At 70.7% G+C, this 13,562-nt stretch carries 18 protein-coding genes and 1 pseudogene; 10 read left to right on the forward strand and 9 right to left on the reverse strand.

The features are described 5' to 3' along the window. Window positions 1–40: 40 nt before the first annotated feature. Entirely contained in the window at window positions 41–163 is a 123-nt protein-coding gene (locus tag VGD93_RS05525; protein ID WP_395010001.1) for a hypothetical protein, read from the reverse strand. A gap of 113 nt (window positions 164–276) precedes the next feature. On the opposite strand from VGD93_RS05525, the gene VGD93_RS05530 reads away from it, so the two are divergent. The 7 genes from VGD93_RS05530 to coaA are packed head-to-tail and all read left to right on the forward strand — an operon-like array spanning window position 277 to window position 4,401. After that, a complete protein-coding gene (locus tag VGD93_RS05530) occupies window positions 277–645 on the forward strand; it encodes a DUF2628 domain-containing protein (RefSeq protein ID WP_395010004.1) in 369 nt (122 codons plus the stop codon). Continuing rightward, window positions 642–1,295, forward strand: coding sequence for an imidazole glycerol phosphate synthase subunit HisH (gene hisH, locus VGD93_RS05535; RefSeq protein WP_395010007.1), 654 nt, complete (start codon window positions 642–644; stop codon window positions 1,293–1,295). Before VGD93_RS05530 ends, hisH begins: the two co-directional genes overlap by 4 nt. Beyond that, window positions 1,292–1,582: a DUF1330 domain-containing protein gene (locus tag VGD93_RS05540; RefSeq protein WP_395010009.1), complete on the forward strand. Its 291-nt coding sequence runs from the start codon at window positions 1,292–1,294 to the stop codon at window positions 1,580–1,582. The genes hisH and VGD93_RS05540 overlap by 4 nt, the downstream gene beginning before the upstream one ends. Next, entirely contained in the window at window positions 1,579–2,328 is a 750-nt protein-coding gene (gene hisA / locus VGD93_RS05545; protein WP_395010011.1) for a 1-(5-phosphoribosyl)-5-[(5-phosphoribosylamino)methylideneamino]imidazole-4-carboxamide isomerase, read from the forward strand. Before VGD93_RS05540 ends, hisA begins: the two co-directional genes overlap by 4 nt. Further along, complete coding sequence (gene hisF, locus VGD93_RS05550) at window positions 2,325–3,131, forward strand: imidazole glycerol phosphate synthase subunit HisF (RefSeq protein WP_395010012.1); 807 nt, start codon at window positions 2,325–2,327, stop codon at window positions 3,129–3,131. The genes hisA and hisF overlap by 4 nt, the downstream gene beginning before the upstream one ends. Then, a complete protein-coding gene (locus tag VGD93_RS05555) occupies window positions 3,128–3,457 on the forward strand; it encodes a phosphoribosyl-ATP diphosphatase (protein ID WP_395010014.1) in 330 nt (109 codons plus the stop codon). Before hisF ends, VGD93_RS05555 begins: the two co-directional genes overlap by 4 nt. Beyond that, the gene (coaA, locus tag VGD93_RS05560; protein WP_395010016.1) at window positions 3,454–4,401 is read left to right on the forward strand and encodes a type I pantothenate kinase; all 948 of its coding nucleotides are present in this window, start codon (window positions 3,454–3,456) and stop codon (window positions 4,399–4,401) included. Before VGD93_RS05555 ends, coaA begins: the two co-directional genes overlap by 4 nt. Window positions 4,402–4,409: 8 nt before the next feature. Here coaA and VGD93_RS05565 read toward each other — a convergent pair whose 3' ends face one another. Both VGD93_RS05565 and nth read right to left on the reverse strand, forming a co-directional pair. Beyond that, entirely contained in the window at window positions 4,410–5,432 is a 1,023-nt protein-coding gene (locus VGD93_RS05565; RefSeq protein ID WP_395010018.1) for an adenosine kinase, read from the reverse strand. Between the two features lie 62 nt (window positions 5,433–5,494). Further along, entirely contained in the window at window positions 5,495–6,181 is a 687-nt protein-coding gene (nth, locus tag VGD93_RS05570) for an endonuclease III (protein WP_395010020.1), read from the reverse strand. 101 nt (window positions 6,182–6,282) lie between these two features. Between nth and VGD93_RS05575 the strand changes: the two genes are divergently transcribed. After that, window positions 6,283–6,762, forward strand: a complete 480-nt coding sequence (locus tag VGD93_RS05575; RefSeq protein WP_395010022.1) for a DUF2244 domain-containing protein — start codon at window positions 6,283–6,285, stop codon at window positions 6,760–6,762. A gap of 63 nt (window positions 6,763–6,825) precedes the next feature. Beyond that, window positions 6,826–7,692 carry a methylated-DNA--[protein]-cysteine S-methyltransferase gene (locus VGD93_RS05580; RefSeq protein ID WP_395010024.1) on the forward strand — a complete coding sequence of 289 codons (867 nt, stop codon included), beginning with the start codon at window positions 6,826–6,828 and terminating at the stop codon, window positions 7,690–7,692. Here VGD93_RS05580 and VGD93_RS05585 read toward each other — a convergent pair. Genes VGD93_RS05585 through pyrF form a run of 3 tightly spaced genes read right to left on the reverse strand, consistent with a single transcriptional unit; the run spans window position 7,682 to window position 9,868 of the window. After that, window positions 7,682–8,296, reverse strand: coding sequence for a 2,3-bisphosphoglycerate-dependent phosphoglycerate mutase (locus tag VGD93_RS05585; protein ID WP_395010026.1), 615 nt, complete (start codon window positions 8,294–8,296; stop codon window positions 7,682–7,684). The genes VGD93_RS05580 and VGD93_RS05585 overlap by 11 nt on opposite strands. Next, on the reverse strand, window positions 8,296–9,120 hold the full coding sequence (gene dapB, locus VGD93_RS05590; protein ID WP_395010028.1) for a 4-hydroxy-tetrahydrodipicolinate reductase: 825 nt from the start codon (window positions 9,118–9,120) through the stop codon (window positions 8,296–8,298). The genes VGD93_RS05585 and dapB overlap by 1 nt, the downstream gene beginning before the upstream one ends. Window positions 9,121–9,169: 49 nt before the next feature. Continuing rightward, the gene (gene pyrF, locus VGD93_RS05595; RefSeq protein ID WP_395010030.1) at window positions 9,170–9,868 is read right to left on the reverse strand and encodes an orotidine-5'-phosphate decarboxylase; all 699 of its coding nucleotides are present in this window, start codon (window positions 9,866–9,868) and stop codon (window positions 9,170–9,172) included. A gap of 299 nt (window positions 9,869–10,167) precedes the next feature. Between pyrF and VGD93_RS05600 the strand changes: the two are divergent. Further along, a pseudogene (locus tag VGD93_RS05600) lies at window positions 10,168–10,395 on the forward strand (MarR family transcriptional regulator); the annotation flags it as partial. A 170-nt stretch (window positions 10,396–10,565) separates the two neighbouring features. On the opposite strand, the gene VGD93_RS05605 reads toward VGD93_RS05600, so the two are convergent. From VGD93_RS05605 to VGD93_RS05615, 3 genes are all read right to left on the reverse strand, one after another. Continuing rightward, window positions 10,566–11,135, reverse strand: a complete 570-nt coding sequence (locus VGD93_RS05605) for an NADPH-dependent FMN reductase (RefSeq protein WP_395010032.1) — start codon at window positions 11,133–11,135, stop codon at window positions 10,566–10,568. Between the two features lie 73 nt (window positions 11,136–11,208). Continuing rightward, a complete protein-coding gene (dnaJ, locus tag VGD93_RS05610; protein ID WP_395010034.1) occupies window positions 11,209–12,339 on the reverse strand; it encodes a molecular chaperone DnaJ in 1,131 nt (376 codons plus the stop codon). Between the two features lie 182 nt (window positions 12,340–12,521). Then, a complete protein-coding gene (locus VGD93_RS05615) occupies window positions 12,522–13,556 on the reverse strand; it encodes an alpha/beta hydrolase (RefSeq protein ID WP_395010036.1) in 1,035 nt (344 codons plus the stop codon). Between the last annotated feature and the right edge of the window lie 6 nt (window positions 13,557–13,562).

A 13,562-nucleotide genomic window follows, 5' to 3' on the forward strand; every position in this document is an offset into this window, starting at 1 on the left:
GCGGCGGACCGGGTGCCCTCGACCAAGGGAATGCTGTAGCTCAGGCGGCGTTGAGCGCCACCACGACGACGATCAGCGCCGACAGCACGGCCAGCGCCGCGAGCACCAGCGCCAGTGTGCCGACAAAATCCGCCTGTGGCGTCGGATGTTCGCTGTGAGCCATGTCCTGTTCCCCTCCGGTGTGACCAATGTCGTAGCCTAGCCCGGCTGCGCCGCGCTTCCAAGCGGGACGATTTTGCTCTAAGGCGAAACCGCCCGAGAACGAGGACTTGTCCCGTGACCCTTTATGCAATCTTCGAGCGCGGCACGCCGGTGCGGGAGGCTCCCGTTTCCGTCCCCGAGCGCTTCTCCTGGCTGGCAGTGCTGCTGCCGCCGGTGTTCGCGGTGCTGCACGGGCTGTGGCTCGAGCTCGTGATCTTTGCCGTCGCCGCCGCGGCGCTGGCGCTGGCTTCACCCTGGCTCGGGGGCGCCGCCGCCTTCTGGCTCTACGTGCTGCTGGCGGTGCTGATCGGCTTCGAGGCGCCGTCGCTGCGCCGCGCAGCGCTGCGGCGCCGGGGCTGGACCTGTCGCACCGAGATCATCGCCGCGGCAGGCGATCTCGCCGAGGCCGCCTGGCTGCAGCGCGCCGGGGTTACCCGGCCATGAGCCAGAGCGTCGCCATCGTCGACTACGGCTCGGGCAACCTGCGCTCGGCGGCCAAGGCCTTCGAGCGGGCCGCGGACGACCTGCCCAGCCCGGCCCGCATCATCGTCACCGACGATCCCGAAACCGTGCGCCGCGCCGACCGCATCGTGCTGCCCGGCGTCGGCGCCTTCGCCGACTGCCGGGCCGGGCTCGACGCCGTCGGCGGCATGGTCGAGGTGCTGGAGGAGCGGGTCCGCCGGGGCGGCGTGCCGTTCCTGGGCATCTGCGTCGGCATGCAGCTCATGGCCGACGAAGGCCGGGAGAAGACCGTCAGCCAGGGGCTCGGCTGGATCCCGGGCGCCGTGGTCCGGCTGGCGCCGGCAGGCGGCCGCAAGGTGCCGCACATGGGCTGGAACACGCTCACCTTCTTGAAGCCGCATGCGCTGCTCGCCGGCATCCCGGACGGCGAGGACGGACTGCACGCCTATTTCGTCCATTCCTATCATTTCGCCCCGCGCGATCCCGAGACGCTGGTCGCCACCACCGAGTACGGGCAGGCGGTGACGGCGTGCGTCGGCCGCGACAACATGTTCGGCACGCAGTTCCACCCCGAAAAAAGCCAGTCCCTGGGGTTGCGGCTGATCGCGAATTTCTTGAGGTGGACGCCGTGAGCAAAGGCTACTGGATGGTGTCGGTGACGATCCGCGATCCCGACACCTACAAGCGGTATATCGAGGAGAATGCCGTCGCGTTCGCCCGCTATGGCGGCAGGTTCCTGGCGCGCGGCGGCCGCTACGAAGGCCCGGAGGGGCCGACCGGAACGCGCAACGCGATCATCGAGTTCGACAGCTACGAGCGCGCGCTCGCCTGCTACAGATCGCCCGAATACCAGGCGGCGCTGCAGCTTCGCCTGGCGTCCTCGTCGGCGCATATGGTGATTGTCGAGGGGGTCGAATGATCCTCTTTCCCGCCATCGACCTGAAGGACGGCCAGTGCGTCCGGCTGAAGCTGGGCGACATGAACCAGGCCACCGTGTTCAACGCGTCCCCGGTGGCGCAGGCGCTCGCGTTCGCGGAGCAGGGCTTCCGCTATATCCACGTCGTCGACCTCAACGGCGCCTTCGCCGGGGCGAGCGTCAACGGCGCCGCCGTCGAAGCCATCGTCCGGGCGGTGCAGGTTCCCGTGCAGCTGGGGGGCGGCATCCGCACGCTTGCCGATATCGAGACCTGGCTGGACAAGGGCGTTGCCCGCGTCATCCTCGGCACCGCGGCCGTGCGCGATCCGCCGCTGGTGCGGGATGCGGCCAGGCGCTTCCCCGGCCGGGTGGCCGTGGGCATCGACGCCCGCGGCGGCCGGGTTGCCGTCGAGGGCTGGGCGGAGACCTCGGAGCTGGACGCCGTCGAGCTGGCCCGCCGCTTCGAGGGCGCGGGCGTGGCGGCCATCGTCTATACCGACATCGACCGCGACGGTATCCTCACCGGCATCAACTGGGAGGCGACGCTGGACCTGGCCCGCGCCGTCTCGATCCCCGTCATCGCCTCGGGCGGGCTCGCCTCGATGGACGATGTCCGGATGCTGACGCGGCCCGAGATGCAGATCCTCGAGGGCGCCATCTCCGGCCGGGCGCTGTATGACGGGCGCATTGATTCACGTGAAGCACTCGCCCTGCTCGGCGGCGCGGCAAAGGGAGCGGCAAAGCGATGAGCCTCAAGATCCGCCTCATCCCCTGCCTCGACGTCAAGGACGGCCGCGTCGTCAAGGGCGTGCGCTTCGTCGACCTGGTCGACGCCGGCGACCCGGTGGAAGCCGCGATCGCCTATGACGCGGCCGGCGCCGACGAACTGTGCTTCCTCGACATCACGGCGAGCGCCGAAGGCCGCGACACCATCTTCGACGTCGTCGCCCGCACCGCCGAGCACTGCTTCATGCCGGTCACCGTGGGCGGCGGCATAAGAAAGCTCGAGGACATCCGCCGGTTGCTGCTTTCGGGCGCCGACAAGGTGTCGATCAATACCGCGGCGGTGAACGACCCGGACTTCGTCGCCCGGGCCGCCGACAAATTCGGCGACCAGTGCATCGTCGTCTCCGTCGACGCCAAGCAGCGCCGCAGCGGGGGGGCGGGGGGCGACGCTTCGTCCGGATGGGAGATCTACACGCATGGCGGCCGCACCCCGACCGGGATCGATGCGGTCGAATTCGCGGTGCGCTCGGTCGAGCGCGGTGCCGGCGAACTGCTGGTGACCTCGATGGATCGGGACGGCACCAAGTCAGGCTTCGACCTGGCGTTGACGCGCGCCATCGCCGATGCCGTCGACGTGCCGGTGATCGCCTCGGGCGGGGTCGGCACGCTCGATGACCTGGTGGCCGGAGTCCGGGAGGGGCACGCCAGCGCCGTGCTCGCCGCCTCCATCTTCCATTTCGGCACCTTCACCATCGGCGAGGCCAAGGCCCACCTCGAACGGAACGGCATTGCCGTTCGCAACGACCGCCCGCTGGGGACACTGTGATGGCATTCACGCTCGAACATCTCAACAGCCGCGTGCTCGAGCGCGCCGGCGCCGCGCCCGAGGACAGCTACACCGCCAAGCTCATCGCGCGGGGCATCGAGCGCTGCGCCCAGAAGCTGGGCGAGGAGGCGGTCGAGGCCGCCATCGCCGCCGTCACCGGCGACCGCGCCGGGCTCACGGCGGAGGCGGCGGACGTGCTGTACCACCTGCTCGTGCTGCTCAGGGCGGCGGATATCGACCTCGCCGCGGTGATGGCGACGCTCGAAGCGCGCACCGCCCGCTCCGGGCTCGAGGAGAAGGCGGCGCGCCGGGAGGGTGGTCAATGAGCGACGGCGGTGGCCTCGAGCCCTATCTGCACTTCACCAAGGCCGAGTGGGCGAGGCTGCGCGCCGACGAGCCGATGACGCTCGATGCCCCCGACATCGAACGGCTCAGGGCCCTCGGCGACCCGATCTCGTTCCGCGAGGCGGAGGCCATCTACCTGCCGCTGTCGCGCCTGATCTCGCTTTACGTCGAGGCCACCCAGGCGCTGCACCAGGCCTCGAGCCGGTTCCTCGGCAGCAATGGCCACAAGGTGCCGTACATCATCGGCGTCGCCGGGTCGGTGGCGGTGGGCAAGTCGACGACGGCGCGCATCCTCAAGGCGCTGCTCAGGCGCTGGCCCTCCTCGCCCCGGGTCGACCTCGTCACCACCGACGGCTTCCTCCATCCCAACGCCGTGCTCGAAGCGCGCGGGCTCATGGACCGCAAGGGCTTCCCCGAGAGCTATGACCGCCAGCGCCTCATCAGCTTCCTCTCCGACATCAAGTCGGGCAAGGCGCAGGTCGGCGTGCCGGTCTATTCCCACCTCGTCTACGACGTCGTCGCCGGCGAACAGATCGTCGTCGACCGGCCCGACATCCTGATCGTCGAGGGCCTCAACATCCTGCAGGCCGGCGAACTGCCGAAGAACGGCAGGCCCCTGGTGTTTGCCTCCGACTTCATCGACTTCTCGATCTATCTCGATGCCGACGAAGCCGATCTCAGCGCCTGGTACATGCAGCGTTTCGCGCGGCTGCGGGTGACCGCCTTCGCCGACCCCAAGAGCTTCTTCCACAAGTTCAGCCGGATGAGCGAGGCGGAGGCGACCAAGTTCGGCCGCTGGGCCTGGGAGGCGATCAACCTGCCCAACCTGCGCGAGAACATCCTGCCCACCCGCAGCCGCGCCGATCTCATCCTCAAGAAGGGCGCGAGCCACGCCATCGAACGGGTGGCGCTGCGCAAGCTCTGAGCCGCCGCTCAGGCCGGCACCGGTTCGCCGCCGCCCAGCCCGTGCTCGACGGCCAGTTCCTCGAGGTCGAGGACCGGTCGTGCGCCGATATGGGAAATCACTTCCGAGGCGGCAAGGCAGCCGAGCCGCAAGGCCATCTCCAGTTCCTGCCCGCGGGAGACGGCCAAGAGGAAGCCCGCGGCGAACAGGTCCCCCGCCCCGGTGGCGTCGACCACGGGATCGACCGGGAAGGCCGGCACGGCGACGATCTCGCCGTTATGCACCACCATGGCGCCGTCGGCCCCCATGGTCACCGCAGCCAGTTCGGCGTCGCGCGCGATCTGCTGCACGGCGGCGCCGAAATCGTCGGTCTCGTACAGGGACTTGAGTTCGTTGACGTTGGCGAAGACGTAGTCGACGGTTTGCGAGCGGATGAGGTCGAGGAACTCGTCGCGGTAGCGGTCGACGCAGAATGGGTCGGAGAGCGTGAAGGCGCAGGCGCGCTCGTGCCGGTGGGCATAGTTGGCGGCGCGGACGAAGGCCTTCTTGGCCTCCACCGGGTCCCACAGGAAGCCCTCCATGTAGGTGACGGTGGCCGCGCCGATCTCGTCTTCGCTGATATCGGCTTCGGTGAGGCGGTGGCACGCGCCCAGATAGGTGTTCATGGTGCGCTCGCCGTCCGGCGATAAGAGGATCATCGAGCGCGCCGTCGACGGGCCGCTGGCGAGGCGGCTGACGCCGTAATGGACGCCGATGCGCCGCAGGTCGTCGGCGAAGATGTCGCCGAGCGGGTCGTCGGCGACCTTGCCGACAAAGGCGGCGCGGCCGCCCAGCGCGGCGACGCCGGCCGCCGTGTTGGCGGCACTGCCGCCGGAGATCTGGCGCTTGTCCGCCGGCATGCGGTCATACAGGTAGATCGACCGTTCTTCGTCGACGAGATGCATGATGCCCTCGGCGAGGCCTTCGCGCGCGAGGAAACCGGGCCCGACATGGGCGATCACGTCGACGATCGCATTGCCGATGGTCAGAACGTCGAAGCGGGTGTCGGCCAATCGAGACTTCCTTGCGTGCGCCGCCGCCCGGAAATAGAGGACTTGCGCCGCCGGTGCAACCGTCAGCGGGAGCGCGCCGGCGGTCGATCGGGCGGCGGCGTCTTGGGCTCGTAGCGGCACCAGTCGCGGATGCGGCAACGCCAGCATTCGGGCTTGCGCGCCTTGCACACGTAGCGCCCGTGCAGGATCAGCCAGTGATGGGCGTGCAGCAGATATTTCTCCGGGACCACCCGGAGCAGCCCCTCCTCGACGGCGAGGGTGGTCGCCCCCGGCGCCAGCCCGGTGCGGTTGGCGACGCGGAACAGATGGGTGTCCACCGCGATGGTGGGCTGGCCGAAGGCGATGTTGAGCACCACGTTCGCCGTCTTGCGCCCCACACCCGGCAGCTTCATCAATTCGTCGCGGCTGGCCGGCACCTCTGATCCGTAGTCGGCCACCAGCTTCTGCGACAGCGCGTGGACGTTCCTTGCCTTGGTGCGGAACAGCCCGATCGTCTTGATCATGTCCTCGATGCCGGCGGGGCCGAGGGCCACCATCTTCTCGGGCGTGTCGGCCTGCCGGAACAGCGTCGGCGTCGCCTTGTTGACGCCGGCGTCGGTGGCCTGCGCTGAGAGGACCACGGCGACCAGCAGGGTGAAGGGGTTGGTGTAGTCGAGTTCGCCCCTCGGTTCGGGGTCGGCCGCCGCAAAAGCGCCGAAAATGGCTTCGACATCTTGGGGCGGCAGGCGCGAAGGTCGGTTCGGAGTCATTTTCGTTGCTCTGATTCGGCGCTAGTGCTGGAATTTCCTAGCGGGCCGCCCGGCGGCGGGGAACCCGGTTTGTCCACCGGCGATGCGGGATAAGAATGACGATGACGACGAGGACACAGGCCAGGCCGCTGTTCGCGGCGACGCTGACGCCGAACCGCTCGCTGAGCCGGCGCGGCCTGCGGCTCGTCGTTGCCATTGCCGCCATTCTCGCCAGCGTCCCCGCCATGATCTTCCTGTCGCTCGGGGCCTGGCCGATTGCGGCCTTTCTCGGCCTCGACGTGGCCCTCGTCTGGTGGGCCCTGCGGACCGCCGTCGAGGGCGGCAGGCAATTCGAGCAGGTGACGCTGTGGGCCGACCAGCTGGAGGTGCGGCAGGTTTCGGCCCGCGGCCGCGAGCAGGTGCTCACCTTCAACCCCTTCTATGTGAAGCTGGTGATCGAGCGCGATTTCAACGAACGCATCACCGCCCTGCACCTGCGCACCCCCGACAGCGATACCGAGATCGGCGCCTTCCTCAGCCCCGACGACAAGACCAGCTTCGCCAAGGTCTTCGGCACGGCGCTGAAGAAGGCCCGCAGCTAGGTGGGTCGGCCGCGTCAAAACCGGGTCGCCCCGTCGCCGCCGGGGGGCTAGGCTCGCCCCACCATGACGCAGCACCATGCCCTCGCCCCCGCTTCCGACTACGAGACGGTCCGCGCCGCCATCGCCTATCTCAGTGCCGCCGGCCCGGATCAGACCGACCTGCCCGGCTTCGCCCGAGCCCTGGGCAAGTCCGAGCGGCAGCTGACGGCGCTGTTCCGGCGCTGGTGCGGGCTCACGCCCAAGAGCTTCGCCCAGGCGGTGGCGCTCGACCACGCCAAGCGGCTGCTCGCCGACCGGCAGAGCGTGCTCGACACCGCCTACGCCGTGGGCCTGTCCTCGGGCTCGCGCCTGCACGACCTGTTCGTCAGCCACGAGGCCATGCCGCCGGGGGCCTGGCGCAGCGGCGGCGCCGGGCTCGAGATGGTGTGGGGCGCCGCGCCCTCCCCGTTCGGGGTGGCCGTGCTCACCCTCACCCCATACGGCCTGTCGGGGATCGGCTTCGCCGACACCCCGGCGGACATCGAGCGGGCCTTCGCCGATCTCGCCGGGCGCTGGCCGCGGGCCGGCTACACTCGCAACGATGCCGCTGTCGCGCCCCTTGCCGCGCGCATCTTCGAGCCCGCGCGCTGGGACCCGCAGCAGCCGGTGCGGGTGGTGCTGATCGGTACCGACTTCGAGGTCCGGGTGTGGGAGACGCTGCTCGCCGTCCCCGTCGGGCAGGCCACCACCTATAGCGACGTTGCCCGCCGCATCGGCCGGCCGGCGGCGGCCCGCGCCGTCGGCGCCGCCGTCGGCAAGAACCCGGTTTCCTTCGTCGTGCCCTGCCACCGCGTCGTCGGCGCCGGGGGCGCGCTCACCGGCTACCACTGGGGGCTGCCGCGCAAGCGCGCCATGCTCGGCTGGGAAAGCGCCGTCGCGCTCAGAACCTGACGGTTTCCTCGAGCCGGCCGGTGGCCCGGATGCGGTAGAGGATGGGCTCGCCGGTGGCGATCTCGCGCTTGACGATCGCGTCGGGCGACAGGCCTTCGATTTCCATCACCAGCGCCCGCAGCGAATTGCCGTGCGCCGACACGAGAATGGTCTTGCCGCGCGCCAGTTCGGGCAGGATCTCGGCCTCGTAATAGGGCAGCACCCGCGCCGCCGTGTCCTTGAGGCTCTCGCCGCCCGGCGGGGCGACGTCGTAGGAGCGTCGCCACACATGCACCTGCTCCTCGCCCCATTTCGCCCGGGCGTCGTCCTTGTTGAGCCCGGCCAGGTCGCCGTAGTCGCGCTCGTTGAGCGCCTGGTTGCGCACGATGGCGAGGTTGACGATGCCCATCTCCTCGAGCATCAGGTCGAGCGTCTGGTGGGCGCGCCTGAGCGCCGAGGTGTAGAACAGGTCCGGCACGATCCCCGCCGCCTTGAGCGTGCGGCCGGTGGCCACCGCCTCGGCGATGCCCTTCTCGGTGAGGCCCGGATTGCGCCAGCCGGTGAACAGGTTCTTGAGGTTCCATTCGCTCTCGCCGTGGCGGACGAGAATCAGCGTTCCGGTCATCAGTGGTCTTCCTGCCTGGTAAAGCCGAGCACGTCGGCCATGGAATAGAGCCCGGGCCCCCGGTCGCGGGCCCATAGCGCGGCGCGCACCGCCCCGCTGGCGAACATCGCCCGGTCCTCGGCGCGGTGCGTGAATTCGAGCCGCTCGCGCTCGCCGGCGAGGATCACCGTATGGTCGCCGATGACGGTGCCGCCGCGCAGCGCCGCAAAGCCGATGCTGCCGGCCGGCCGCACCCCGGTGTGGCCGTCGCGCCCGCGCACGGCGTGTGTCGCGAGCTCGATGCCGCGCCCCTCGGCCGCCGCCTGCCCCAGCATCAGCGCCGTGCCCGAGGGCGCGTCGACCTTCTGGTTGTGGTGCATCTCGACGATCTCGACGTCGTAGCCGGGCAGCGCCGCCGCCGCCTGGCGGACCAGTCCGAGCAGGGTGTTGAGGCCGGGCGAGAAATTGCCGGACTTGACGATGCGGGCCCCGGCCCGCGCCGCGGCGGCGATGGCCGCGTCGTCCTCGGCGCCGCAGCCGGTGGTGCCGATGATATGGATGAGCCCGCGTGCCGCCGCCTCGCGCGCCAGCGCCACGCTGGCCGCCGGAGCGGTGAAGTCGAGAATCGCCTCTGCCCCCGCGAGGGCCGCCTCGACGTGGTCGAGGATGACGACGCCGTTGGCCTCGAGGCCGGCGACGACGCCCGCGTCCCGGCCGATGGCGGGGCTGCCGATGCGGTCGAAGGCGGCCTGCACGACGACGCCGTCGGTGGCGGCCACGGCGCGGATCAGCGCCGTGCCCATGCGCCCGCCGGCGCCCGCAACTGCGATCTTCAGGTCGGCCATGCTGGTGTCCTCGCTCGTCTCGCCACGCCCTATAGCAGGCCGGGCCGGCTCATGCCACGCGGTGGGTGCCGGCCATTTGGCCCAGGATGTCGGCGGCGGCCGCCGCCGGATCGGGCGCGGCCGTGATCGGCCGGCCGACGACGAGATGGCTGGCCCCCGCCGCCAGCGCCTCGCGCGGCCCCATGACCCGCTTCTGGTCGCCGTGCGCGGCCCCGGCCGGACGGATGCCGGGAGTGACGATGGCCAGCTGCTTGCCCACGATGGCGCGCACCATCTCGGCCTCGAGCGGCGAGCATACGAGACCGCCAATGCCCGCCACCCGCGCCTGTTCCGCCCGCAGCGCCACCATACCGGCGGCATCGCGGGCGTAGCCGGCCTCGGCGAGGTCGGAATCGTCCATCGAGGTCAGCACGCTGATGCCCAGCACGGCGAGGCCCGAGCCCGCGGCGGCGCGAGCGGCGGCGCGCATGGTGCGCGGATAGGCGTGCACGCTCAGCATGTGCGCGCCGGTGGCGGCGATGGCGGCCACGCCCTTTTCCACGGTATTGTCGATGTCGAGCAGCTTCAGGTCGAAGAAGACGCGCTTGCCGGCCTGCAGCAGCGCCCGGCCCAGTGCCAGCCCGTCGCCGCCATAGGCGAGCTGGTAACCGATCTTGTAGAAATCGACGCGGTCGCCGAGTTGCTCGACCAGCAGCTCGGCCTGGGCCCGCGTGTCGACATCGAGCGCGACGATCAGCGTGCCGGGCATCCAGGTTCTCCTTGACGGTGGGATCGCGGCTGCTTCGCATATCGGGGCGGACGGGGCAAGCCGGGATCCGCGCAGCGCCTAGCCCCGCCCTGGGCTTCGCCCGTGCCCCCGAGATCACCGCTGCGCGCCTGTCCTCGGGCTCGCGCCGAAGGCAGGTCCGCCTCCCGCAGCGCGGACCGAATCATGTTATTATGGGAGCATAACATCCCGCCAAGCCGTTCCCGCAGCAACAGGATCTTCCGCACATGCAGCAGCAGGCGCTGGCCGCCATCGTCGCCTGGGTGCGGCTGGAGCGAGCGATGGAGGCCTACGCCCGGGAGCTGAGGCGCAGCCACGACCTGACGCCGCTGCAGCTGGCGGTGCTGGCGAGCCTCGCCGAACGGCCGCAATTGCCGCTCGCCGCCTTGCGCAAGGCGCTGGTGCGGCATGCGGCGACGCTCGGCCAGGCGATCGACGCGCTGAGGGTCAAGGGCTTGTGCGAGGTGCGCCGGGACGCGGCGGACAGGCGCGCCCGGCTCGTGGCGATCACGCCCGCCGGCCTGGCGCTGGTGCGGGCGGCGCCGCTGGCCGGGCCGGACCGGCTGCGCCAGCAGCCGCACGACCCGGCCCGGCTGGATCGGCTGAGCGCGGCGCTGGCCGACGCGGTGGAACTCTACGGGCTCGACCCGTGGGCGCCGGGCCGGACGTCCGAGCCCTGTCAGATGCCGCCGCGCGAGAAGTGGGTGAGTTCGCGCACGATCTGGCCCACCTTCCACTGGATGGAGGGCTCGTTCGGGGCGCCGTCGGCGTCGAACACCTCCGGCCACGGCCCGAGGCCGAGCAGCGTCGGCGCCACCAGCGCCCCCACCTTGGACAGCGAATCGCGCAGGTGCGACAGGGCAAACAGGGTGGCGTACTTGCCGTTGCTCACCCCGCCTATGCCGAAGATGGCGTGCCGGAACGGGCTGGGCTTCTGGCGGCTCAGCCAGGCGAGGGTGTTGACGACGAGCGGCGGCAGGCCGCCATTATATTCGGGGGTGGCGAGGAAGACGATGTCGTGGCTGCGGAACAGCGCGGCCAGCCGCTCTGCGCTCGCAGGGGTGTGCCCCGCGTCTTCGATGTCCTGGTTGAAGAGCGGCATCTCGAAGTCGCCGAGGTCGAGATCGGTGACCGCGACGCCGGCTTCGCCCAGCTTCGTCGAGACGTGCCGGCGCAGGATCTCGTTGATCGAGCCCGTGCGGAGCGAACCGCACAAGGTGATCGCCGTCAGGCGCCGCTCTTCAGTCACTGTCCTGCCCCCATGCAGCGGCGCCCGGCGCCAATCCGTCCTGCCGCCGCCGTTGCGGCCGTTCGCGCGGCCATCAGCCGTCGAACAGGCTCTTGAGCTTGGAGAAGAAGCCGTCCGACGTCGGCGAGTTCTCCCGGGTCGACGCCTCCTCGAACTGCTCGAGCAGCTCGCGCTGGCGCTTCGTCAGGTTCTGCGGCGTCTCGACGTCGAGCTGCACGTAGAGATCGCCGAAATCCTTGCTCCGCAGGATCGGCATGCCCTTGCCCCGGAGGCGCACGCGCTGGCCCGGCTGCGTGCCGGGCGCGACCTTGACCCGGGCGCGGGCGTTGTCGAGCGTCGGCACCTCGAACTCGCCGCCCAGCGCCGCCGTGGTCATGGCGATGGGCACGCGCGCGTAGAGATCGGCGCCGTCGCGGTGGAACAATTCGTGCGGCTTGACCGAAACGAAGATGTAGAGGTCCCCCGGCGGGCCGCCGCGCAGCCCGGCCTCGCCCTCCTCGGCCAGGCGGATGCGGGTGCCGTCCTCGATGCCCCTGGGCACGTCGACGGAAAGCGTGCGGTGCTCCTGCCGGCGCCCCTGGCCGCCGCAATCGGTGCACGGCTGGTCGAGCATCTGCCCGCGTCCCTGGCACACCGGGCAGGTGCGCTCGATGGTGAAGAAGCCCTGCGCCGCCCGCACCTTGCCGTGGCCGTTGCAGTGCCGGCAGGTGGACATGCCGGTGCCGGGCTTGGCGCCGGAGCCGTCGCAGGTGGTGCAGCTCACCAGGGTCGGGACGTCGATCTCGACGGTGCGGCCGCTGAACGCTTCCTCCAGCGTGATCTCGAGATTGTACCGGAGGTCGGAGCCGCGCAGCCGCGAGCTGCCGCCGCGACCGGTGCGCGCCCCCATGAAATCGCCGAAGATGTCCTCGAAGATGTCGGACATCGACGAGCTGAACTCGGGCCCGAAGCCGTGCGGCCCACGGCCGCCGCCGCCGTTCTGGAAGGCGGCGTGGCCGAAGCGGTCGTAGGCGGCGCGCTTCTGCGGATCCTTGAGGCAGTCATAGGCCTCCGAGATTTCCTTGAACTTGTGCTCGGCGTCGGCGTTACCCGGGTTGCGGTCCGGGTGGAACTGCATGGCAAGCTTGCGGTAGGCACTCTTGAGCGCCGCCTCGTCGGAGCCCTTCGGCACGCCGAGCACTTCATAAAAATCGCGTTTGGCCAATCGGCACTTCCCAAGACATTGCGACCGCCCCTGCCCGATCAGGCAGGTTCGGATTAGCGCGAAACCCGTCCCTCAGATAGGTACTGGCCGGTGCTCATACCATAGCCGTCCCCGCTTTCAACAGCGCCGGGCGGCCTCGGCCGCACTGCGCGGGAGACGGGTGCCTGCGTTTCGCCTTCGGATCAGCGGCCGAAAGCCTCGAGCAGGTTGCGCGCCATCTGCGCCTGCGCGAACATCGCCTTGTTGACGACCTGGGCAAGGCCGAAGAACTGGTGCGTCACCCCGTCATAGGTGGTGCAGTCCACCCACACGCCGGAGCGGCGCAGCGCGTCGGCCAGCGCCTCGCCCTCGGAGCGCAGCGGATCGATCTCGGCGAGGACGATGGTGGTGGGCGGCAGGCCGCCCAGATCGGCGCGCTCGGCGAGCCGCAGCCGCGGGTCGGCGGCGGCCTCGCGGTCGCGCAGCGCCTTGCGCAGGAACCAGCGCACCGTCGCCGTGTTGAGCGGCCGCGCCTCGGCGTTCTCGGCGTAGGAGGGCAGCGACGGATCGCCCCCGGCCATCGGCGTCACCAGCCCCAGGTGCAGCGGCACCGGCGCGCCTTCGTGGCGGGCGCGCAGGGCGATGTTGACCGCCATGTTGGCGCCCGAGCCCTCGCCGACGACGGCGGCCTTCGCGGCAGCTCCGCCCAGGGCCTCGGCATTGGCCAGCAGCCACTGCCACGCGGCGTAGCTGTCCAGATGGGCCGCCGGGAAGCGGTGCTCGGGGGCCTGGCGGTAATGGGCGGAGACGACGACGGCGCCGCAGCGCCGGGCCAGCGCCCGCGGCGTCGCGTCGTAGCTGTCGAGGTCGCCGATGACCCAGCCGCCGCCGTGCAGGTAGAGCAGCAGCGGCGCCGCCCCGCCGTTGCCGCCGTCCCGGCGCGGCGTATAGACGCGGGCCCGGATGTCGCCGGCGGGGCCGGGGATCATGCGGAACTCCATGGCGACGCCCTGGTCGTCGGGACCGGTCCTGAGTAGGCGCGCGAGCGCCTGGGCGAGCCCCGGCTGGGCCCGCGCCTCGGGGGCGCTGCACTGCTCGATCGGCTTGGGTCCGAGCCCAGCCAGCACGTCGAGCACGTGCTTCATGTCGGCGTCGGCCCGCGCCAGCGGATCGCCGCCGGGGGCCGCGGCCGCGGCGCCCGCGTTCTGCGCCAGATTGCGCACGTCCACCGATGACATGGCTGT

This window comes from Devosia sp. (assembly GCF_036406155.1).
Classification (GTDB): Bacteria; Pseudomonadota; Alphaproteobacteria; order Rhizobiales; family Devosiaceae; genus Devosia_A.